Source organism: Brevibacterium iodinum ATCC 49514, assembly GCF_900169265.1.
GTDB lineage: Bacteria > Actinomycetota > Actinomycetes > Actinomycetales > Brevibacteriaceae > Brevibacterium > Brevibacterium iodinum.
In genome coordinates, this window is sequence record NZ_FXYX01000033.1 from 1 (window position 1) to 21,799 (window position 21,799).

Annotated in this window: 14 protein-coding genes and 1 pseudogene; 7 read left to right on the forward strand and 8 right to left on the reverse strand. The window is 56.1% G+C overall.

The genetic code is table 11. The features are described from left to right. Positions 1–139 precede the first annotated feature (139 nt). Positions 140–775, forward strand: a pseudogene (locus tag BI49514_RS15175) (IS1634 family transposase); the annotation flags it as partial. Positions 776–966: 191 nt separating this feature from the next. Here the strand turns inward: BI49514_RS15175 and BI49514_RS16400 are convergent. Further along, a complete protein-coding gene (locus tag BI49514_RS16400; RefSeq protein WP_145996237.1) occupies positions 967–1,167 on the reverse strand; it encodes a hypothetical protein in 201 nt (66 codons plus the stop codon). A 402-nt stretch (positions 1,168–1,569) separates the two neighbouring features. On the opposite strand from BI49514_RS16400, the gene BI49514_RS15180 reads away from it, so the two are divergent. From BI49514_RS15180 to BI49514_RS15190, 3 genes are read left to right on the forward strand one after another with little or no spacing between them, the layout of a single operon-like run. Then, complete coding sequence (locus BI49514_RS15180) at positions 1,570–2,823, forward strand: glycosyltransferase family 4 protein (protein WP_167444008.1); 1,254 nt, start codon at positions 1,570–1,572, stop codon at positions 2,821–2,823. Beyond that, positions 2,816–3,802 (forward strand): hypothetical protein, encoded by a 987-nt coding sequence (locus BI49514_RS15185; RefSeq protein WP_101547301.1) that lies wholly within the window; start codon positions 2,816–2,818, stop codon positions 3,800–3,802. Before BI49514_RS15180 ends, BI49514_RS15185 begins: the two co-directional genes overlap by 8 nt. Before the next feature lie 5 nt (positions 3,803–3,807). Beyond that, positions 3,808–4,842, forward strand: a complete 1,035-nt coding sequence (locus tag BI49514_RS15190) for a GSCFA domain-containing protein (RefSeq protein WP_244195360.1) — start codon at positions 3,808–3,810, stop codon at positions 4,840–4,842. Between the two features lie 490 nt (positions 4,843–5,332). Here BI49514_RS15190 and BI49514_RS15200 read toward each other — a convergent pair whose 3' ends face one another. After that, positions 5,333–7,084 carry a DUF6270 domain-containing protein gene (locus BI49514_RS15200; protein WP_101547304.1) on the reverse strand — a complete coding sequence of 584 codons (1,752 nt, stop codon included), beginning with the start codon at positions 7,082–7,084 and terminating at the stop codon, positions 5,333–5,335. A 1,116-nt stretch (positions 7,085–8,200) separates the two neighbouring features. Between BI49514_RS15200 and BI49514_RS15205 the strand changes: the two genes are divergently transcribed. The 3 genes from BI49514_RS15205 to BI49514_RS15215 all read left to right on the forward strand — a co-directional run bounded on the left by BI49514_RS15205 (position 8,201) and on the right by BI49514_RS15215 (position 14,221). Beyond that, the gene (locus BI49514_RS15205) at positions 8,201–10,738 is read left to right on the forward strand and encodes a glycosyltransferase family 2 protein (RefSeq protein WP_101547305.1); all 2,538 of its coding nucleotides are present in this window, start codon (positions 8,201–8,203) and stop codon (positions 10,736–10,738) included. Beyond that, positions 10,731–12,053 (forward strand): class I SAM-dependent methyltransferase, encoded by a 1,323-nt coding sequence (locus BI49514_RS15210; protein ID WP_101547306.1) that lies wholly within the window; start codon positions 10,731–10,733, stop codon positions 12,051–12,053. The genes BI49514_RS15205 and BI49514_RS15210 overlap by 8 nt, the downstream gene beginning before the upstream one ends. Positions 12,054–12,634: 581 nt before the next feature. Beyond that, the gene (locus tag BI49514_RS15215; RefSeq protein WP_101547307.1) at positions 12,635–14,221 is read left to right on the forward strand and encodes an IS1634 family transposase; all 1,587 of its coding nucleotides are present in this window, start codon (positions 12,635–12,637) and stop codon (positions 14,219–14,221) included. Between the two features lie 509 nt (positions 14,222–14,730). Here BI49514_RS15215 and BI49514_RS15220 read toward each other — a convergent pair. From BI49514_RS15220 to BI49514_RS15245, 6 genes are all read right to left on the reverse strand, one after another. Continuing rightward, positions 14,731–15,243 (reverse strand): hypothetical protein, encoded by a 513-nt coding sequence (locus BI49514_RS15220; protein WP_145996239.1) that lies wholly within the window; start codon positions 15,241–15,243, stop codon positions 14,731–14,733. A 7-nt stretch (positions 15,244–15,250) separates the two neighbouring features. Then, the gene (locus BI49514_RS15225; RefSeq protein ID WP_145996240.1) at positions 15,251–15,664 is read right to left on the reverse strand and encodes a hypothetical protein; all 414 of its coding nucleotides are present in this window, start codon (positions 15,662–15,664) and stop codon (positions 15,251–15,253) included. Then, on the reverse strand, positions 15,664–18,117 hold the full coding sequence (locus BI49514_RS15230; RefSeq protein ID WP_145996241.1) for a glycosyltransferase: 2,454 nt from the start codon (positions 18,115–18,117) through the stop codon (positions 15,664–15,666). Before BI49514_RS15230 ends, BI49514_RS15225 begins: the two co-directional genes overlap by 1 nt. An 84-nt stretch (positions 18,118–18,201) precedes the next feature. Further along, positions 18,202–19,707: a glycosyltransferase gene (locus tag BI49514_RS15235; RefSeq protein ID WP_101547311.1), complete on the reverse strand. Its 1,506-nt coding sequence runs from the start codon at positions 19,705–19,707 to the stop codon at positions 18,202–18,204. Positions 19,708–19,783: 76 nt separating this feature from the next. Continuing rightward, positions 19,784–21,046: a nucleotide sugar dehydrogenase gene (locus tag BI49514_RS15240; RefSeq protein ID WP_101547312.1), complete on the reverse strand. Its 1,263-nt coding sequence runs from the start codon at positions 21,044–21,046 to the stop codon at positions 19,784–19,786. Between the two features lie 552 nt (positions 21,047–21,598). Beyond that, a partial coding sequence (locus BI49514_RS15245; protein WP_145996179.1) for a transposase occupies positions 21,599–21,799 on the reverse strand: 201 nt, incomplete at its 5' end.

Sequence of the window (21,799 nt, forward strand, 5' to 3'; positions counted from 1 at the left end):
CCTATCACCGGAAGCGTCGACAGCGACGTTTGGGTAAACTGACCCCGGTTGAATACGAGCTTGTTCACCAAAAGGCCGTCGCCCTGGCGGCATAAACCCAGGAGTCAACCAAACCTTCAGCAGTCCCGCCACAGTCGGCTTGGACAAGAACCGGACGCTGACTCGTGCTGAGCCCGTGTGGTCACCGGTTGAGCATCCGAAGGTGTGGCGAGCAGTGTGGCAATACCGGCGCAAACGCGCTGTGCGGGACAGGGAAACACTGAATCTGCAGCGTAATCGGGCGATGCGGATCATTGATGGGGAGTCGAAGCCGAAAGCCGCACGGTTCGTGAAGACGAAGGGGTCGACGAAGGTCTTCGACGAGTCCAGCTATGACAAAGCAGTGGGTTTGGCCGGGTGGAAAGGGTACGTCACGAACATCGAGGCCAAAGTCATGACCGCCCGTGAAGTCGTGGGTTCTTATCATGATCTATGGCATGTCGAGCAGTCTTTTCGGATGTTGAAGACCGACCTTCGAGCTCGTCCGATCTTCCATCGCACCAGGGACGCGATCGAGGCGCACTTGACGGTCGTGTTCACGGCGTTGGCGGTCGCGAGGTTCATGCAAGAAGCCACAGGGTTGTCGTTGAAGAAGGTCATCACCACGTTGCGGCCACTACGTGAGTTCGTGGGTGAGATCGATGGGCACGAGCTCGTGTTCCCACCCGAAGTCCCGCCAAACGTTGCCGAGCTAATTAGCAGCGTCGAAAGTTTCGGGCCCGGGCCGGGGCACTAAAGTGAAGCAACTCAGGTTGAAGGATGCGCGACCAGATCCAATCACTAGATGTAAGTTTTGTTGCAACAATATCCAGAACCACCCGAATGGCACTCGACGTATCGATAATTGAATTGAGCAGATTCAGTCTGCTAAGCCGTAGTGATCGATCCTCGTCGCACTCGAATTCTCACTCTAAGAACGGGACGTCCTCAAATCGCTAAAGATGATCGAGATCGGTGACAAAGAAGCCTCTGCCAGCGGTTTCTCACGTCGCAGATATCGTCGAAGAGATCCACGACCACAAAGTCGCGCCCGGCCACTTCAATCGATATGGCGGTTGGAGAGGTCTGCAATCTCGCATCAGCGTCACTGGCATCTTTTGCTGAAGTTTGGTCGACTACAGTTTTCATGGTCAGTCTTCCGGAGGCCGTCGGCGGCGGTCTCTTTCTGCCCGATTGCGCTTCGGGTGACAAGAGCCGACAGCTCATCGTACGCCAGGGCTGTATCTGCCAGAAGGTTTCCACGTACATCGGCTGAAAGGTCGTTTGGGCGGCGCCCAATTATTCCCAGTGCCCTAGGCATAACTGCGCCGCGAGCAACCATTACAGCCGCCGACACCGAAATGATCAACCGGGATCCGAGTTGCTCACTCGGCAACTGTGCAGGGACGCAGTTCAAACCAACACCCGACCGCCAGGTTGGAGCTAGTACCACGTTTGACATCCAGTTTTGCGTCGGTGATGCTTAGATCAGCTCTGCTGGCAACTTGGCTGGGCGCCGCTTGCGCAACCGTGAGGATATGTGAAGAACTTGTGACGAGTGAAGCAATTGTGCGGGATTTCGACCCCCTGTGGTATCTGGGCGCATATCCGGACGTAAGAGCGCTCGGTATGGAACCGCATGACCATTATCAGAAGTACGGAAAGATGATGGGGCGGAAGCCTGTCCCCGACGTTCGTGCGCTGAGTCGGCTGGTATTCGTGGTGCCTGATATCTCCACGATCGGCGGAATGGCGTCCAGGACACGCACTACGTTGTCACATGGGCAATCACGGTCTATCGAGTACTACGCGATCACGGCACGAGCGGCGAACGGTGGGCGGCAAGCTGGCGAATATTGCTATGCGACCGACCCCGTCGAGTTCGAACGAGCCCTGAACGCGTGGTTGCCTACCGATACTGCGATGGTCATCTCGAACAACGCTATCCGATCGTTCCCAACTGCCGTTCGAAAGCGCATTCAGCAGTTCCCGATCATCTATATTTGCGCCGGACAAATGGCTTTCATGCTTCAGGACTCGAAGATTCTCAAAGATCGCGAGTATGTGCGTAACTTCCGTGCTATGAGGATTATGTCCTTCTCCGAGGGCGATATTAATTTTCAGCGGCAGCTGGGCATCCATGGTCAGGTGCGGGGTTTCGCGCCAGTCAAGCAGCGTGAGCTAAACATGTACGACGTGTCGAAGAACGTGCGCATCGGGTACGTCGGGCGCATCGACTTTCACGCGAAGGACTGTGAAAAGCTGCTGGACGTCGCTCAATCGCTTCGCGATCGATCATGGGGCCCACTCAGGGTATACACCACGGACGGTCGAAATTCTCATGACTATTCGCGGTTCAGGTCAATGATCGAGGAGCAGGGGCTAGAAGACCAGTTCGAGATCGTCCTCAACGAGACTGACAAAACCGTGATCTACGAGGATCTGGCGGTGCTCGTAGTTCCGTCTAAGAAAGAGTCGTTTGGCAATGTTGTCGTCGAGTCCATGTCGTTCGGGGTCCCGGTGATTGCGGCTAGTTATGCTCCGGGACCGGCCGAAATTATCGAGGACGGCCGTTCGGGATGGCTTCTAGACGAGTTCACAGGTTCCAGCGTCGTCCGGCTCGTTGACGCTCTGACACCTGATCGGCTACACCGAGCATCGGTCTGCGCTTTTGAGCGTCACAAGCACTATCGAGTGGAGGCTCACGTCGAGCAGATCGAAGAGTTGGCGCGTGGCGCCGTGGAGTCCTTCACGGGCGTCAACACGCTCCCCGTGTTCCCCTATATGAAAATTCTGGATGGTTGATACAGTGACGGATCAAATTGCCAATCTACTGGACGTGAAGCCTGGAATTGAGGTTCAGGAATGCGTCACCCTGAATGGTGCCGATATTCACTTCAAGTTCATTCGCGCCCCATTCGCTAACGCTCCACTAGTTATTCGATTTCATGGCGCTGTTAAGCGGGATCTCAGATCGTTGCCTGCGTTTCAAGGCAATCTGAAATCGTTCAACAGCAGTGCACATCAAATCAGCATTTCCGACCCTACAATGATGGCTCGCGAGGGCTTTTCTTGCGCCTGGTACGCCGGACACGAGGAATTGGACGTACAGGGCGCGCTGGTGCAGTTCATTGAAAGTCTGCGTACTGCGCTCGCGCCCAAGCGCGTGGTCTATTTGGGGAGCTCCGCGGGAGGGTTCGCCGCGCTCTACTGCTCCTACTTTGATCCAGGAAGTGTCGCGCTGGTGATGGTGCCGCAGACCAATCTTCAGCGTCATTTCGCTCCGAGAGCTGTGTCTTTGTACCTTGAGGAATGCTGGTCTGGTAGGTCGCTTGAAGAGGTCGGGGAAGTGGCGTGCACTGACGTTACAAGCCTCTACGAGAAAGGCTTCGATAACACCGTAGTGTACGTGCAGAGTCAGGGAGACTTTATGCATTCCGCACTGCAGCTGACACCATTCATGTCGGCATGCTACAACACCGGGGATCCTGAACAAGAGAAGCTGATTGTCCAATCGGATTACTGGGGAAAGCCGGGCCACGGAGGAGCGGTTCCGATGGAAGGGTACAGCACATGGTTGCGCGCGGCTATCTCAGCGCCGTCCACCCGCCTCGAAGACCTTCTCGAGACATCAGCTGCTTTTCGGCAGGAGGCGGCTCCTCAAAATACGCGTGGTAAATCGTCGAGCGGACATGATCCGATCTCGGCGGTAGACTCATCGCTTACTGAGTTGGTGAAGAATGGACTGCTCAATCGGTTCGAGCCGGACGAAGAGAGGCTGTGACAAATATGCATCACCCGTACCGTGGACTGGAAGAGAGAGCATTCTGGCGTGCCTCAGTTGGTAGCCGCCACTTCGCAGACATAGTCAATCTATGGGATCCCCTGCCGATTGGTCTTGAGGATGAGGTTGCCACCGCCGGTAGTTGCTTTGCGCAACACATTGGACGCAACCTGCAGGCGCGAGGGGCGAGCTATATGGACATGGAACCTCCTCCCGTTGCTTTCTCTGACGCAGATGAGGCACGGCGCTGGGGATTCGGTGTATTTTCCGCGCGCTACGGCAATATCTATACCTCTCGACAGCTTCTTCAGCTGTTCATGGAAGCGCACGGTGAGCGGCAGCCGGACGAAGTGGTTTGGGAGAAAGATGGTCGGTACTATGACGCATTGCGTCCGTCCGTGGACCCGATCGGTCAAGAAAGCGCCGATGATGTTATCGAGTTGAGGCGAGCTCATCTGGCAGCGGTGCGGAAGATGTTCCGTGAGCTGGATGTATTCGTATTCACGCTTGGACTCACTGAAGGGTGGGAGGCAGTTTCGGACGGCACGATGTACCCTGTTGCTCCTGGTACAGCGGCTGGCCAATACGACCGTCGGAAGTACCGATTCCGAAACATCCGCTACAGCCAGGTGATGCAGGATCTGCGAGAGTTCTGGCGGATGCTTAAGGAAGTGAACCCTGGGGCTCGAATGTTGCTGACCGTGTCACCAGTCCCTCTTGCGGCTACTGCGAGCGGCGAGCACGTGCTTGTGGCCACTACTTACTCGAAATCTGTACTACGTGCGGTGGCGGGTGACCTCACGACCGAGGAAGAAGATATCTACTACTTCCCGTCGTATGAGATCATCACTGCTCCGGCGACGCACGGGGTGTTCTACGATCCCGATCTGAGGAACGTGAATCAGTTTGGGGTGGATGTCGTAATGGACCACTTCTTCTCAGGCCCAATTGGCGAAATCTTTGGTGACAAGACTCAAGCCGCCGACGATGGTGAACTGATATGCGATGAGGGTAAGCTCGACACAAGCCAGGCGGTATGAGCAAATGAGCACCGGGGCCCAAGCAGTTGGGAGCGCTGGACTTAATGACTCTGCGACGTCACGGGTTGCAGGTGGGCCGGAAGAGGCGGGTGCACCTGGCCCTGACTCGTTGGGGAGTCTTGGGGAGTACTACAGGTCGGCATTTCTCGATGTGCATGCATTGCGCTTCAAGGAGACGGCTGCTTTGACGCAACTTCTCGAACAGGAGCGCATTGCACATGAACGGCTTCTGGACGAACAGCGCATCGTGCTAAGCCAAGAGGTCATTGACTGGAAGCAGAAAGCAGTAAAGAGGTTTCGAGCACTGCAAGCTGCGAAAGCAGAAGCATCGGAAGCGGACTTGCGGATAGCTGAGCTTCAGGCGGAGTGCGCTGCTCTCGAAGTCGCGCGGTCCAGCGATCGCGCACAGTTGGAGAAGATGCGGCGGAGCTACTCCTGGAGACTCACCAGACCCCTTCGACAGTTGCACGCTGCCTACCGACGACTGCACTCAAAGTGACGTTCTTTCATCGTTGGGGACGAATGTAGCATTGGTGCAGTTCCTTGGCTTGATGTTGAGTTCAAGGAGTTCCACTGCGATGCGACGGCCGATGCCTTTTGTGCGATCTGGCAACGGTTGGTTTGTCGCTTCTGCCGGAATCCACACTGCTTCGGGTAGTGCGGACCTGGCCTCCTCCATGACCGTGTGCCACGCGTTGATCACTTCTCGAGGTGGCGTGTTCAGCCCCAGCCACTCCCAGTCGGATGAGTTCAGCGATGACACGTTCATATCGAGGATGACGAGGCGTGCGTTGTTCGCCGCAAGTTCCGCATGCATGCGTTTAAGCCTCTTCCTCCACAAAGTGATGTGCTTTGCAGAGCCGAAGGCGAAGTGCGTGACCTCCTGTCCGTCGGCACGAGTGAGTTTCCGATGCTCAGTCAGCGTGAGCCCAGCGCCTGCGTAAGTGATTCCGCGAACCTCTTCGAGGAAGTCAATGATGACAACATCGACAGTTGGATCGGCAAGAAGTGCAGCGCGTGCCGATGCGCGACGATCGTCCAATATACTTCTGCGGTGTTGAGGGTTCCGTACATCCTTCAGTCGTAGGTATGTCCTCGGCTCGGGCTTCGCCCGCATGCGAAAGGCAGCGATCACGCTCTGGCCGAGAATGCTCCTGCTTACAGTCACCGGAACATGGGCACCCATCTCACTGACCGATTCACGTCCGAGTCTGCTTCCCCACTGGATCGCACGCAGATTCTGCGGTGGCTGCCGCACCGGAGCGACCAGCTCGAAGCAAGATGGCGTCCGTCCCGTCTGGGCCGTCATTTGAATCATCAATCTTGATGCGTTTTCGAGATGTGCGAGTGTTTCCTCAAGCGTGAGCCGGGTGTCCACCAGAAGATTTAGGAACTCTTTGACTGCTGCTTTCGGCGGCGGCGTGTGTCCGGGCATCCAATGGGAGAGATGCAGGTAGAAGTTGGAAGTGATGTGCCCAAACATCGTGTCGCGGAGCGTGACTTCGTTGGCCATCTGCGGGTCGAGAATGGCGATCAAGTGTGCTAAGTGCTCCCGTACGTGGCGGTCGTCTGCCTCCTGCAGGTAGACGACGGGCGCGTCGGTCCAGTTCGGTCGTGGCTGCTCTGTCAAGTCAAAGACGAAGTCTCCTGAAATCGAATCTGGCGGTGGCAACTCAGGTGAACCGAACGCAGTCGTGGCGTATCGCCTCACCGGGGCCTTCAGATACCGGGGAATCGATGTCTGCGGATTCCAGACGAAAGCGACCGCTCCCGGGATGGATCCGACGTGTCGCAACGCGGCATATCCGCCAGCGGATCCTCCCCACAGTATTGTTCTCGGCGCGGCAGTGAAGGTGGAGAGGTGGCTGAGAACTGCACGGATGACGGTGGCTGCAGCGAACCCGTCATATCCCTCGTACCATGCGATTCCGAGTTCGTCGTCAAGATCCAGCGAAGGGTCATGTACGAGGACGAACGATGCGTTTAACGAAGCTGAGGTGCGCAATGACCGGAAGATCGGAGTGTCGGACCTACCACGTCGCGTTTGTGCGCCATAAAAGTGGACCGTGAGGGCACGGCCGGGCCGCAGTCGGACCATGATTTGCAGTGCCTGCATCCGGCCGGCGTGGATCCCCAACTTGATCCGGTGCACGCCGTCGGGAATGCATGTCGCCTTCAAAAACTCGTCGATGCCGGACCATTCGTAGAAGTTGCCCCAACGGCTGTCGAGTAGGCGGCGCATAAGTCATTCTCCGATCAATACGCATACGAGTCAGAAGCCAATCGTAGGGGTCAAGGCTGTGATTGCATGTATCTGATCGGCTTGTAATGAAACGCATCGAGTGCGGGCGAGCGCTAGCGGGCTCTTGGCTGTCAGCAGGATACCAATGGAAGATGACGCGGTTAGCACCGCGTGCGTGACCATGAAAAGCGGGAGACACTCAGTCACTGCTTCGACGTTTTCTTCGTGAAAGATGCACGCCCAATGCGGGGACGGCACGAATCAGTGGTCCACGAGATCGTGCACCCCCAACGCAACCAAGTATGCTGAACAGCGCTGGTTTCGGGCTCTGGTCGGCACATGACGGTGCGCCACTGATCGACAATTGAGAGGAATGCGAACTGAAAGGAGTATGTGGAACGTCGAGTCAGAGAGATGAGCACGTTATACTCGGTCTCAGGACCGGGTTGGTTGACCCTAGACTCGTGGGTGCCTCGACGGTTCTACGCGGGAAGGGTCCTCAGGGTCATACGCGCGATTGTCGTGGGAAAGCTGGTGGCAGCGGTAGTTAGCTATGCAGCGGCTGGCGAGATTGCCGGATGGTGGGAGGCAACGATCATCATGACAACCGGAGTTCTCCGCATTCTAAGCGCGTCAATTTACCTAGTGATCACAATCTCCAGACCGTCATACAGCGGTAGGTTAGTTCTATGAAGCAGCAAGACCGAACGCATAATCAGCTTGATGAGTCACTGGTGCTGGATTTGCGGCTGTCGGCTGAAGTGCGCCCCCTCGGCGCGGGAGACTGCTTGACGTATGCCGTCAGGAGCGCATTGACGGACCCAGCCTTGACAGCTCAGTCGGCTGCTGTTTCGAAGGCGAATTTCGGCCAGTTGTTGACTGACACAGCTAACGGCATGCGGACAGGGGCAGCCCTGGAAGACGCTGTCGCTGAACGAAGTGTCGAAGTTCTGTACTGGCACGGTTCCGCCAGCGGAAGCGGACGGCGAACTGACAGAGCCAATCTCGATTGTCGAGATTCGCAAGCCCAACTATCTAACCTTGATCGGCCTCTGCGTCAGGGGCGGGACAACAGAGTTGCCTCGTGAATTGTCGAGTCGACGGTAAGGAAGCGTTATGAGTGGTACCGACCGGGACCGTTTCACGCTGACGAGAGGCGATCTCCTGTATGATTATGCCGACAGAACGCGAAAGCACAGGGGCGTAGTTGCAGCGTGCGTGACGCGGCATGCGTCGACTCAGTATCTCGACATTCTCGCATCACAATGTGCGGGAGTCGGAATCGCGTGGGCAGACCTGAGGGAACGCCTCGTCCGGCAGATGTCCGGTGTAAATGAGTGGGCGTCACCACGAGATGCGCTCGCGCAGGCAGAGATAGGCAGAGTTCTTCTACTCAACCCCACGGACAAGTTAGATGAAGAGCTTGCTGTCTTCATGCTGGAGGATTCTATTGCACGATTTCCGAGGGGCGGAAGTTCGAAACGCTTTCGACTGCTCCTGGTGCATTACTACATTCTCCATGGTCATAGGGCTGCTGCGCAGCGCTCAATGCGTCGCTGGAAGGATATTCGTACGCTCGAGTTTGGTTATCTGACTGGTGAGCTATACCACCCGGTGCGCACTGAAGATCCCGCCGAGCACGAGCTCTGGCTCGACCATTTCAATGCGTCTTTGCGAGCCTATGATCGGGCTCCGGTGTCGCTTATCGACGGCGACTCTGCTCTATTCGATCGTCTGGCAGCAGACCGGGACGAACTCTCAACGACGCACGACGAGGCAGCGACCTCTGGTGGCGAGATGCCCCTGGTGTCGGTGGTTGTCGCCGCTTATCGTCCCGGACGTGATGAATTCCTGACGTCCATTCGCTCGATAGTGGAACAGTCGTTTCTGTCGCTCGAAGTGATCGTGGTGGACGACGGATCCGGTTCAGGCTGGTCGAACCTTTTTGAGGATGCACAGTCGTTCGATCCACGTGTGAGCATCCTGCGAACTTCCTCGAATCGTGGAGCATACGCAGCTCGCAATTTGGGCTTCCGCTCGGCACGTGGGAAGTATGTGACCGGCCAAGACCACGACGATTGGTCACATCCTGAACGCATGCAAGCGCAGTTTGAGTATATGGAGGCGAACCCGGACGTGTCTGGGTGCCGTGTCAGAGGGATCGCCTGCAACTCAGACTTGTCACGCCTGCGACTGGGGTACCCGTCGATTGTGAGGAACGCTTCGTCGCTCATGATGAGGACCAGTGATTTTTTGGCGGCGGGGGGCTTTGTCGAGATACGTAAAGCAGCAGATACAGAGTTTGCGGAGCGACTCGGGATATTGACGGGCTCCCCTGTCGTTGATCTGCCAGATCCACTCACGATTGTGCGGATCGCCGACAACAGTCTATCGCGCGATGAGTTCAAGGTCGGTTGGAATCATCCGGCTCGGAGGCAGGTGAAGTCGGCGTACCGTTACTGGCATTCAAGCAGCAGACACTTGGAACTGCGAATGTCGCCCGAACAGGAGCTACCGTTCAGTGTACCTCGACGGTACCGCAGTCAATTGCGGACCGAGGAAGGCTCGTTCGACGTCATCGTGGTCGACGACTGGCGCGGTTTCAGTGGATCAGTTGCGCATAGGCTAGCTGAGATTAGAGAGCTGGTCGACATCGGTCTGTCCGTAGCAGTTCTACATTTGGAGTCCCCGCAGTGGATGACTACGACCATCCACCCGCTCGATGCCGACATACAGTCTCTGATCAATGCGGGAACGGTTTCTGAGGTTCTGTACGACGACGAAGTTTCAGCCTCAGTGCTCCTAATTAGTGATCCGAGGATCCTGCAGTTCATGCCGGACGCAGAGAGCCTAGTGTCAGCTGACCGTATTTTAGTCGTCGCCGATTCCCCTCCAGCGGATCGTGAAGGACGGCACATCCAGTACTCAGTGAATGACTGCAATACGAATGCTGTGACTAAGTTCAATGTCCATCCTGTCTGGGTTTCGCGTGGGCCGTTCGTCCGAGACTTCCTTGAAAAGGCCGTTGAGGGGAATCGGATACATCCTCATGACCTTTTGCCGAGCATTGATGAGTCGGAATGGGTGGATGCCCGCTCGCGGCGTCGCAGGAGTCCTATTCCGGTAGTAGGTAGCACAGCTTCACGGTCAGGAAGAATTTGGCCAGCGTCCAGACCAGCTCTCACAGCCACATATCCGCTGGACGGAAGTTTGGACGTTCGTTTCCGCGGGGAAATCACGGGGGCCATGCAGCTCCTCGGCCTACCGAGCACGCCGCCTGCTTGGATCGTGTATCCGCCTGAGGCTCTGTCTGAGGCGGACTTCCTGTCAAGCCTGGATTTCTACGTGCACACTGGTGACCCCAGCGTATCGATTGATGGTGTGAACGAGATGCTAGAAGCGATGGCGTCGGGAGTCGTAGTGATCGCTCCCCCCTCATACAAGAGGATCTTCGGCGATGCGGTGCTGTACGCGGGCGGAGGTGAAGTGTCGACGGTAGTGTTCACTTACCATAAGGACATTGAGCTCTATGAAGCACAACAGCGAAAGGCAAGCGCCGCTGTGGCAACTAGATTCTCAGTGAGACAGTTTGGGCGACACATGAGAGCTCTTGTGCTCGACGGCCTTCCAGAAGCGAGGGGGACGCATGAGTAAACGTACCTGGATGATAGTGGGCGCAGTTGTTCTGTGTGGAGCGTTCGCTGTGGCAGCGGTCCTCGAATGGCGCATTCTGGCAATGGCTCTGTCGGGAGCGATTTGCGCAGTGATTGCGGTCATCGTTATTACTTCTGCTTCTGCGATCAGGTCTGAAGGCGCGACTCAGCGTCGGAACCAGGCTCAGTTGCGTGCCTCGCTCTTGGAGCGAGTGGATCATCTGTCTGAGGTATTAGAGGCGATTCAGGGTGACATAGACGCTGGCCGTGGGATTGCTGAACTGCGTTCGTCCGAGCGGCGCCTTGAGCAGGCTTTGTCTAACGATATTCGCGAGCTCCATTCAAAGTTTGAGGTTTTGACAGATTCGATTGGTGAGGTGAGCACGAGATTGCTCACAGTGGAGGAACCACAGCGTGCTGGCCAGCCGGAGATTGACCGCGCACAGGCTGCAATACTTGAAGCGCTTGCACTGGGATTTCGACGTTCAGCCGCTTGGCGTGACTCCGACCGGAACGTGTTGGACCGAATTGCTTTCGGAATGGAAGAACTGCGGAATGGTCTCCACCTCGACGATTCGACATTGGATTCAGAGACTACCGACCCTCTGGAAAGAGGAAACGACGGTGCGAGGGTAAAGGATTTACTTGATTCGATGGCGTCGGAACTGACGAGAGCGATGTACGTAGAGACACAGCAGACGGAGGCGCTTCTGCAGTTGCTACCCAAGATCACCCCACGATGGCTGCTTCCGCCGTTAGGGCGTTGGGCGCTTGATGCCCGCGCGATGCTTCATCTCGCTCAGATCTTCGAGGACAAGAGGCCATCCCGGGTACTTGAGCTGGGCAGCGGCACTTCGAGCGTGTGGATGGGGTATCTCGCGGAGAAGCTTGGTGCGCAAATAGTCTCGGTTGAGCATGACGAAGAGTTCGCGGAGCGCACTGAAGAGTTGTTGGGACTCCACGGACTGAATGACGTCGTCACAGTCAAACGGGCTCCGTTGGAACCGCTAAGGCTGGGAGACGTGGACTACGCCTGGTACGCAACTGGTGCGCTCAGCGATTTGGAGGATGTAGACCTTGTCCTCGTTGACGGCCCAGTGGGATCCACCAATCGATGGGCCCGATACCCGGCGGTACCAATGCTATGGGCTGCTTTAGCCCGTGATGCAGTAGTGGTCCTCGATGATTCACCACGGGCGGACGAAGAAGATGCGCTGGATGCGTGGACCGCCGAGTATCCACTGACGCGGGTGCAGTCTGGCCTTAGCCGGCTAGCAGTGCTTCGGCGATCAAGTGAGCAGGTTAATCGCCTGTGAAGAACCGTTCCCGCGGCGGAACATGCGGACTGCAGCCAGATGGAACGTTGCCGCGCGTAACATCACCGAGTCAGACACTGACTGCCGCGGCGGAGGGCGAGACATTATCGGCTACTCTGAAGCGTATCGTTTATCAAGAAGTAGAACAGTGTCACACACCAGATGCTTGCATTTGCCCGGGCGGGACATGATGTTGGGAGGCGCTGCAGTCGTAACCTTCGCAAAACCGTGGAGCAGGCGTTCAACGAATCTTCGTGCGAGCGGGCAATGAAGCCTTCTGTTTATAAGGCCCAGGTCACGAGTGTTCCCGCCAGTATGACGTATGGTATCGATGCAGTTGGCAGACACCACAATCTAAGGCATTTCGAACAGTCTTTCCGGATGCCAAAGATGGACTTGCGGGTCCACGCGATCTACCGCCGGACGAGCGAGCGGCGCGATCGACGTGCGATTGATAGTGGTGCACACGCGCCTGACTTCCACAACTCGGCGCTGATTTCTCAATTCAGTCCGTATTTGTGCTGGTCACAAGGTTGGGGATTGTGTTGGTGGGGCACTAATCGGCTGTCTACCATGGGGTTATGTCGCCTCGTCTACGGAAAGTCACCACTGGCTCTGGGGCCACAGCCGTGCAGATCGTGCGCAAACACCGTGGGAAAGTCACCATCCTTGAACACCTTGGATCTGCACATTCAGAAGCCGAACTCGCGGCCCTGCTCACTGCCGGCGAAGAGAAGCTCGCCGACTATGGGGCGGCCGAACAACTCGAGCTCGAATTGGGTTTACCCGCCGATACTGCTGCACCACCACGGGCGCGAACGGTTGTGGGCTCACGGTCATCTATCCTCATCGACGCCATCACCCAGTCATGGAAGAGGCTCGGTTTCGGCGAGGTAGTCAGCGACAACGCCTTCTTCCAACTCGTGCTGGCACGATTGGTCGAACCCACGTCGAAAGCCGACAGCCTCCGTGTCCTTTCCGAACTCGGTATCGAGCCGCCGCACCACAACACGTTCCTCAACTGCCTAGTGCGGGCCAACGAACGCGACTACCGCGGGAACATCGCAGAGAAGTGCTACGCCCACAGTGTCGCCACCACCGGCATCAGTTTGCTCCTCTACGACGTCACGACATTATATTTTGAGGCTGAAAAGGAAGACGCGCTGCGCCAGGTCGGGTACTCCAAAGAACGCCGCGTCGACCCGCAGATCATCGTCGGACTCCTCGTCGATCGGACAGGGTTTCCGTTAGAGATCGGGTGTTTCGAAGGGGCGAAGGCAGAGACTCACACGATCATTCCCGTGATCAAAGCCTTCCAAGAACGACACCAGGTCACGGACATGGTCGTGGCTGCCGACGCTGGGATGCTCTCAGCCAAGAACCTCAAGGAACTCGATGATGCCGGATTGCGATTCATTGTCGGGTCGAGGCAGACGAAAGCCCCACACGATCTGGCAACTCATTTTCGGTGGAACGGTGAGTACACCGAGGACGGGCAGATCATCGACACGATCACCCCGAAGGGTGTGAAGCGACTTGACCCGGATCGGGTGAAGAAGAAGCGCGAACCCGTCTGGTCAGCAGAAGAGCATCCGGATGCGTGGCGGGTGGTGTGGCAGTACCGGCGTAAGCGTGCGATGCGTGATGAGCAGACTCTGAACCTGCAGCGTAATCGGGCATTAGCGATCATCGACGGGGAGAAGCCGGCGAAGAAGGCGAGGTCCGTGAAGGTCACGGATGAGGAGAAGGCCTTCGACGAGAAGGCTTACGAGCGGGCGATGAAACTGACCGGGTTCAAGGGATACGTGACGAACATTCCCGCCGGGACCATGTCGGCTGCTGAGGTGATCAGCAGTTATCACGATCTGTCGCATGTCGAGCAGTCTTTTCGAATGTCAAAGACCGACTTGAGGGCCAGGCCGATCTTTCACCGCACCAGGGACGCGATCGAGGCACACTTGACGCTCGTGTTCACCTCCTTGGCCGTATCCAGGTTCATGCAAGAGGCGACTGGGGCGTCGTTGAAGAAGATCATCACGAGTCTGCGGCCGTTGCGGGAGTTCACCGGCCGAGTGGGTGGGCAGGACATCACCTTCGATCCCGAGGTCACTGGTGAAGCGAGAGAAATCGCGGCTGAGCTACTGCCGGGCCGATTCCCGGGGCACTAAAATTGTGGAACTCAGGATGCAGTTGGCAGACACCACAATCTAAGGCATTTCGAACAGTCTTTCCGGATGCCAAAGATGGACTTGCGGGTCCACGCGATCTACCGCCGGACGAGCGAGCGGCGCGATCGACGTGCGATTGATAGTGGTGCACACGCGGCTGGCACTCGCACGGTTCGTGCACTAAGCGACTGGTGTCGCTGTAGTAGATAGTCGCGAAGTTGCGCCCACTGAGCTAGCGCATGGATCATGTTGGCCAGTAGAACATCACGTCTGATCGCGAAGTCATTAGGGCGGCAAGTGAAATAGTGGCTGAGCTACGTGCTAGTCATTCTCCGGGCGCAAGAATTGTGGTATTCGGCCTTGAGGTGGGGGCAAATTCTTCGAGCAATCCCTTCCGAAAGAGAGCTCAGTGAATTTGCTAAAATCATCCTAGAGTGGCCGGAGTTTTCCGGAGGGAATGGCATCTGCCTGTTCACCAATCCGAGATTGGTATAAGCGGCCGGTATTAGCTATCGTGATTGTTCTTGCTGAATATCGGCGCGGTTATTCTCGCTAGTGCGTGATTCCCGGAGCTCATTGAGCAGCGCTTCCGTCGCTTGGTCTAAGGCTGTTTCGGTCCGGACCGTATTTGCCGAGATGGTCCTGAGTAGTTGCTCGAAATGTGCCTGAGGCACAGTCAGCGACCGTGAGGCGAGCTGGAGATCTTCAATCGCTCTGCGTGCTTCTAAGGAAAGTGCGACTTGACCCTCCGGATTGTCTAGAGAGTTCTGACTCTTGACGACTGAATGCAGTTCGAGTTGTGTCTGCTGCATCGTCGACTGTCGATTTGCGATTCCACTCAGTCGCTGAAGGGCGGTCTGGATTGACTTCAACACGATGTAGGTCGCCACCAGCAGAGTAGCCAGCACCCCGATCGTTCCCGCAACTACGGCCCATCCGGAGCCCCACAACAGCATTACTGACACCGTAATCGCGGTAGCGAACACTGCGACGCCGCCTAGCAGCACTCGTACGTTTCTCATTGACAACCTATCTCTCGTAGTACCACCGAGGAATGTCCATTCCTGCGGTATACGCTCCGAATCTGTGTGCAGAATATACCTTGATCATCTCGAATATTCTCCGCTCGACGTAATCGCTGTAAGGAGCACTCATTTCTAACGATCGCCAGGAACTTTCAGGGATGACAGTTTCATACATGAATCCCGCGGCACTGAGCTCGGACGGCGTCATCGCAGAGACGAGAAAGATTGGTTTCACATACGGATGGTGTAGTTGGAGTCGTGCAAAGACATCAACGAGATCACCGATCTCGTCATCGTTCAACGTCGTCGCATCGACGACAATTCGAAGCGCTGTTCTGACTGCGTTGGGAGGAAGGTAAATCCCCGAGGGCATTCTTTCCACTGCCGTGGTGTGACCCTCACGTTGGCTTGCTGGCATTACTGCGCCTCCTCCCCGTCAGAATCTCCGTGTGTCGATTCTGGTATTGGCCCGGCAACGGGGGCCGGTTCGTCCAAGTTCCGATGCTCATTGCGTTCGCCGGCAGAAACTGAAGAATCCCTCGTCTCGGGACTACTTTCGCTTTGGAGCATCCCGTCGTTGGTAGTCGAGTGGAGTTCCCCTGTAGCGTGCGTTGCAACCTGAAGGAGAGAGTCAAGGGACTCGAGGTTCGAATTCTCAGCAATGATTTCAATTGCGGCCGCCGCGGTATTCGCTCCGTTGATTGGCGATGCCTCCAGCGCGGCAGCACTCATCCTTCTGCTCTGCCGTGGGTCTAGAACGGCTTTCAAAGCCTCCTCGAATTCGAGGCTGTCGATTTGTTGCGCTGATCTGCCAAATCCCGCAATCGGAGCAAACGATGCGCGGCGATTCTGATCATCGAGCGTATGCGTCGCACGCGCGACGAACACAGATGGGATCCCCAGGTGCACGAGTTCATGGTAAGAGTTGTATCCGGCGGTAGATATTGCAGCGTCGAAGGCACTCGCGTAAAGCGCAACGGGATAGACAGGTTTCATAACGACCCCATCTATCTGCCCGAGCTCGGCCGAGTGGAGGGCGTGTCGTGGTGCAAAGATAGTGAGGCTTTCGTCGTCCCCAGCGTACATCAGTAGAAGCGTCTTGATACGGAGGATCAGTGACACCAGGTCGGAGGTGGAATCTGCCGAGAGGTTCAAAAGCACAACAGTGCCTGTTTCGGGTAAGCCCAAGGCGGCGCGTGCCTCCGCGCGAGGTATGAGCTCGTCTCTCTGCACCAAAGAAACGGGAGGAACACACACTGTGCCTTGTGCTTGGCGAGTGGTGAAACCCATGTCGATTGCTGCAGCCAGATCCATCGGTTCAATCACATAATCAAACGAATCAGCCATGCGCAGTCCCGCAGGCTTCCTATGCTGACGCCAAAGTCCTCGCCTGGACCAGACGAATCGAATGTCGGGAAATTCTTGCTTCAGGATGCGTAGAATCTCCGGAGGATTCACATGATCGACGACTACGACTGCAGGTCTCAGACGATCAAGCATCATCGTCATTCGACGATAGAAGATCTCCTCCCAATCGGGTTTCTGCTTTGCCGAAAATCCCATCTTCTTCGCGGATGGGAAGTACTCGACCGGAAATCCCTGCTCAAAGACGAGGTGGTAAGCCTCCGACATAGTCAAGAAATAGGGTTGATAAGCCGACGAGAGCCGTTTTGCGTAAGCCATCAACCGACTCACATGGCCCAGACCATGGCCGTTGTCGGTGTAGAAGAGCACAGTGGTCTTGCCTGAGTCCGTCAGCGAGATGTCCCGGAGCACCGGTACCGAAGGTGCTGCTGGGATTACTGTGCCGCGTGGTGGTCCGATGAGACTACGGATGCGCTCGACGTGCGACTGGTAACTAAACCGTTCCTCAAGCAGATTCCTTGCTTCGTCGCGTCGCTCTTTGAGATAAGACGGTGATTCCGCGAGACGGCCGGCGATGTCGGCGACTTCGCGCGGCTCCGCGTATACTGCTGCCTCAAAAAATATGGGCTCGAAATAGTGGGGGAGTATGGCAATTGCACCGGTGGCAACAGCTTCCAAAACCGCCCGACCGAAGGCTTCTTTGAGGAGCGGGTGGTGAAAGTACGGATAGATGTCTACTTCGCGAAGGAAGTCCTTCGGACTCATTGCGCCGAAGGGCAACACGTTCCAGTTGTTGGGCAGTGCGCCGAGAATTCCGGTTGGAGTTCGCGCTCCGCCCATGATCGAAACCTCAAAACCCGGATCTGACGGGTATGCGCTGAGTAATTCGGCCTTGTCAGATGGCCATTTTCCCGGGGCATCTCTTGAATGTCGTCCGAGGCGGATGGGCCGCTTCAGAGTTTGCGGTCGGTCTATCCACCAGTCACTTGTGTTAATGATGTTTGACCAGGTGTAAGAAGACAGATTCAGCTTTGGATGGGAGCGAAGCATGTTCCGGCGAACAACGGTTGAAAGCGGAATCCAAGTCCATTGGTGCCCAAATAACTCGGCTGCACGGTTCTCAACCTCGATCGGGTCGTAAAGCATCCCGGATACTTCACGGCTCGTGTTGAAAGCATTGGCTACGAGCAGCCAATGCCGGGCGCGGAGCCGGGGTTTGAATGGCTGTGCCACTTCAAACATCGAAGGACTTCGAGCAATGACCAGTTTGGCCTCAGTATCCTGATCGGGGCGAACCATCGTGAGTAGGCCGGATTCGATCAATGCTTGAAGACTGCTGTCGACTGGACGACCGCCGCCGCGGGCAGGTCCGCTTAATGACAGCAGGCCGGTTGTGTAACCAGCGGCTGCATGCGCAGTTATCTCCTGAGCCAGGGACTTGTTACCTCCGCCAACAAGTCGGGAATCCGTTACGACGACGATGTCGAAAAATCGAGGAGAAGTCATGCGTTTGCCTCCGAGGGTTGAGCGGTATCGTAGTATCGCTGATTCGTCGGTCTAGCACACGTAAACAACTCGGTGGCCAATAGCTCAATCATCGTGAGGTCCAATGCGGTCAGAGGACAGAGTCCATCTCGAGCGTGAAATTGTCGATGAAAGCACTTCGGCTGCTTCCGCCGCTCCTGAAGCTTCTTGGACAGCAGCGAGTTGCTCTTTCAACTGGTTCAGTCGACGAGACCCTGCCAGGTCCACGACGGCGTTTCTCAGTTCGCTGTTATCTCTGGCTGAGAGTGCCAAACCTTTATCACTAGCTCCGATCGCACGGGCAGCCTGATCATCAGTAACTGCAGCCTCGTTGGGAACGAATACGCTCGGAATGCCGAGCGAGATGGATTCTTGGACTGAGTTATAACCGGCGGAAGATACGACGAACTCAAATGCATGTGCATACTGTGCCACGGGGTACACCGAGATCTGTGGCGACGAACTTGGCGCGGATTCGCTAGCAGCTGACAGTGGTGATTTCAGCGTTACGAGTTTCCAGGGTTCCCCTAGTTCTTGAACGGTATCGCGAAGCAGGGTGAGAACGTCTACGAATTCCCCTAGAATCCCGCCGCCCAAATTGGCCAGAATGTACTTCCCGGAATTGTCTAGACCCAATTTGTCCAGGGCTTCTTCACGACTGAACATCTGTTCACGTCGGACAAGAGTGATGGGACCGACGCGTTCAGTGCGGACGTCTTCTCCGACTTCGACGTGTTCTTGAACAGCAAAGTCGCCGGGAAGGATTACTTCGTCGGCTACGGATCCAGCGTCATGACGTTGAATAGAACGCTGGTCGACTTCGGGTCGCCAATTCCCCCGTTGCACCCAAACCAACGGAATCCCCAAGGCCCTGCACGCCTCAGTGAGCCCGTGATATACCCAAGTTCCGTCGAAGACCACGACGCTGGGCATCCGGTCTCGCATCAGATCTGTGAAGTAGTGAGTGAACTTGCGGTTCCACTGGGGTGCTGGAACCGCAGCGGCGTCCGCAGAAGGGAAGTAGTGGACGACATACCCACTGTTTCCAAATGTACGGTAGGCCTTCGACATGGTAAGAAATTCGGCGCTTATGTCGTCGCTCAGATTCTTAGCAATCGCCAATAGTCGGGATAGGTGCCCCAGGCCGGCCCCGTTACTTGTGACAAACAAGACATCGAGGCTCGGGTTCATAGTAGAAAGGCCCTTGATCCGTGAATGCGTGGCCAAATCCGCGATACGAGACTCTATCCGTTTGAGGGATTGCTCCATGTGATATTCGTGCTTTGACTCTTTGGCGCGTTCGTTCTCAATCGCCTGTTCTAAACGGTTCGTTCGATCGAGCTCTCGATCTTCATGATTTCGTAACTCAGTCCTAAGTCGTTGGAGTTCGGTCTGCAGCGTCCACAGTTTTACTACGCTTATCGACACCAAACACCAACCCGAGACTGCGGTCAGCGCCCCGATGCCTGAAAGCACCGAATCAGCCTGGACGAAAATTAATGTCAGACTCCCCAATGCCACTAGGATGATGCCCGTTAAGACAACGAGTACCCCCTTGCGATATTTCTTCATTGGCCACCACCGAGTTGGGGGTCACAGTTCGGCTTTCGAGAGCCTCTGTCCGCGACAGATCTGAAGTATTGGTGAGTCACAAGCGTACTGCTGGAGCTGCTGCCACACCGCGCGTATCAAGCATCAGGCGCGCTGTTGATGCGATTCTGTCGAGGTCATAGGCGTCGTGAGCCTGGAGTACCACAATGGCGTCAGCCTCCTCCACAGCTTTGTCGAGATCGTCCTCCCGGACGAGGTCACCACTCGCGAGCTTCCAAGAGTCGACGAGCGGATCGTGGAATCGGATATGAGCGCCTTTCTCTTGCAAGAGGTCGGCGACCGGAATTGCCGGGGACTCGCGTTGGTCTGCAATGTCGGCCTTATAGGTCACTCCTAACAGCAGGACGGACGAGCCGTTGAGTGGTTTCCGGTGCTCGTTCAACATTTCAGAGACGCGATCCACAACGTATTTAGGCATCGAGTTATTGATTTCTTGAGCCAACTCCACGAAACGGAACGGGTATCCGAGCTGATTTCTCACCTCGTACGAGAGGTAGTTCGGGTCGATTGGAATGCAATGTCCCCCGACGCCCGGGCCCGGTGTGAACTTCATAAATCCGAAAGGTTTGGTAGAGGCACCACGGATCACTTCCCAGATGTCGATGTTCAGTTCTTTGCAGAACTTGGTCATTTCGTTGACCAACGCGATGTTCACATGACGAAAAGTATTCTCCAGGAGTTTCGCAGTTTCAGCCTCGCGCATACCCTTCATCGCGATTGGTTCGTCGACGAACGTGCGGTAGAAAGCAACGGCAGCCTGTGTCGAAGCGTCATTGATGCCGCCCATCAGCTTTGGTGTGTTCTTGATGCCGAATTTCTTGGAGCCCGGATCTACACGTTCCGGTGAGTAAGCAAGCTGGAAGTCTTCACCAGCGACCAGTCCGGAGTTCAACTCCAGAATTGGTCTTACCAGGTCATCCGTGGTGCCTGGGTAGGTGGTCGATTCCAAAATCACCGTCGTTCCCGCTACCAGGTTATCTCCGATGGTGCGGCTCGCACCTTTGACTGCACCGAGGTCGGGACTTCCGCCGTCGGCAAGCGGCGTCGGAACACAGATTACAACCACTTCGGAATCGGCGATCACTGAGGGGTCTGTTGTTGCTGAGTACCCAGAAGTGAGCATCTCCTGGATCTCAGAGTCGTCAAGATCGTCGACGTGTGAGTGGCCGTCGTTCAGGCTGTCGACCAGGGACTCCGTCACGTCAAGGCCGTATACTTTCCATCCATTTCGCGATGCAGCTTGGGCGAGAGGAAGGCCGACGTAGCCTTGCCCGACGATGGTGACTGTCTGTTGAGACATGCTTTAACTCCAATTCGGATTGAGAAAAGACAATTTTTCAAACTTGAACGGTGTGCTTGATATGCGGTGTTCGTGATTCCTGGATCAAATTTGGGTTGCGGGAGTACCTGATCGTCAGGTCAGAATGCGAAGCCTTCGATAGCGCCGAAGCAGGGGCGCATTGATAGGCCCCTGGGTTTGCGATATCAATTCGACTCAGGTGCCAGTGAGCGGCGTACGGGGGACGCTCATTCGCCGAGTGGTTGAGGCTCGCGAATTCCCTGAATTCGATTCGCCAACATTCGAGTCTACTCGCGTAGTGCCTTTGTGCCGTCAAGGGCGTTGAGGGCACGTTCGGCTCGATACGTGACAGGGGTACGAATCTCTGCGCAGACCTAACTGCCAATTTCATCCTCCAGACGGCTTACCGTTCAACATACGCCCATATTACCCGGACTGGTTGGCGGGCAGAGATGGATGCTTGGGCGGTCGGCTGCGCCTCTCTGGTGAGTCGGTGTGGTTTCGCTTATCGCTAATGAAGGAGGTGCCCCATCTCGAAGGAGGATTGGGGGCTCATCGTAATTGAGAGTGTAGAACCGGTCTGAAGCCACCGGACTCGAGCAGACACCTCGCGATGTAATGCGTGAGGTTGCGGAATCCCAGCGCGGACCCGCGTAGATGCTCGAGTCTGCCGTTGATCGCTTCAGTGGGACCGTTCGACGTTCCCGGTCGGGTGAAGAACGCGAGCACATCAGCAGCTCGACGCTTCAACGT

Excerpts from the sequence above, each read along its gene's own strand:
- BI49514_RS15225 (WP_145996240.1), bottom strand. The coding sequence starts at position 15,664 with ATGCCAGCAAGCCAACGTGAGGGTCACACCACGGCAGTGGAAAGAATG.
- BI49514_RS15215 (WP_101547307.1), top strand. The coding sequence starts at position 12,635 with ATGTCGCCTCGTCTACGGAAAGTCACCACTGGCTCTGGGGCCACAGCC.
- BI49514_RS15200 (WP_101547304.1), bottom strand. The coding sequence starts at position 7,084 with ATGCGCCGCCTACTCGACAGCCGTTGGGGCAACTTCTACGAATGGTCC.
- BI49514_RS15190 (WP_244195360.1), top strand. The coding sequence starts at position 3,808 with ATGCATCACCCGTACCGTGGACTGGAAGAGAGAGCATTCTGGCGTGCC.
- BI49514_RS15210 (WP_101547306.1), top strand. The coding sequence starts at position 10,731 with ATGAGTAAACGTACCTGGATGATAGTGGGCGCAGTTGTTCTGTGTGGA.
- BI49514_RS15240 (WP_101547312.1), bottom strand. The coding sequence starts at position 21,046 with ATGTCTCAACAGACAGTCACCATCGTCGGGCAAGGCTACGTCGGCCTT.
- BI49514_RS15205 (WP_101547305.1), top strand. The coding sequence starts at position 8,201 with ATGAGTGGTACCGACCGGGACCGTTTCACGCTGACGAGAGGCGATCTC.
- BI49514_RS15220 (WP_145996239.1), bottom strand. The coding sequence starts at position 15,243 with ATGAGAAACGTACGAGTGCTGCTAGGCGGCGTCGCAGTGTTCGCTACC.
- BI49514_RS15230 (WP_145996241.1), bottom strand. The coding sequence starts at position 18,117 with ATGACTTCTCCTCGATTTTTCGACATCGTCGTCGTAACGGATTCCCGA.
- BI49514_RS16400 (WP_145996237.1), bottom strand. The coding sequence starts at position 1,167 with ATGAAAACTGTAGTCGACCAAACTTCAGCAAAAGATGCCAGTGACGCT.
- BI49514_RS15235 (WP_101547311.1), bottom strand. The coding sequence starts at position 19,707 with ATGAAGAAATATCGCAAGGGGGTACTCGTTGTCTTAACGGGCATCATC.
- BI49514_RS15185 (WP_101547301.1), top strand. The coding sequence starts at position 2,816 with ATGGTTGATACAGTGACGGATCAAATTGCCAATCTACTGGACGTGAAG.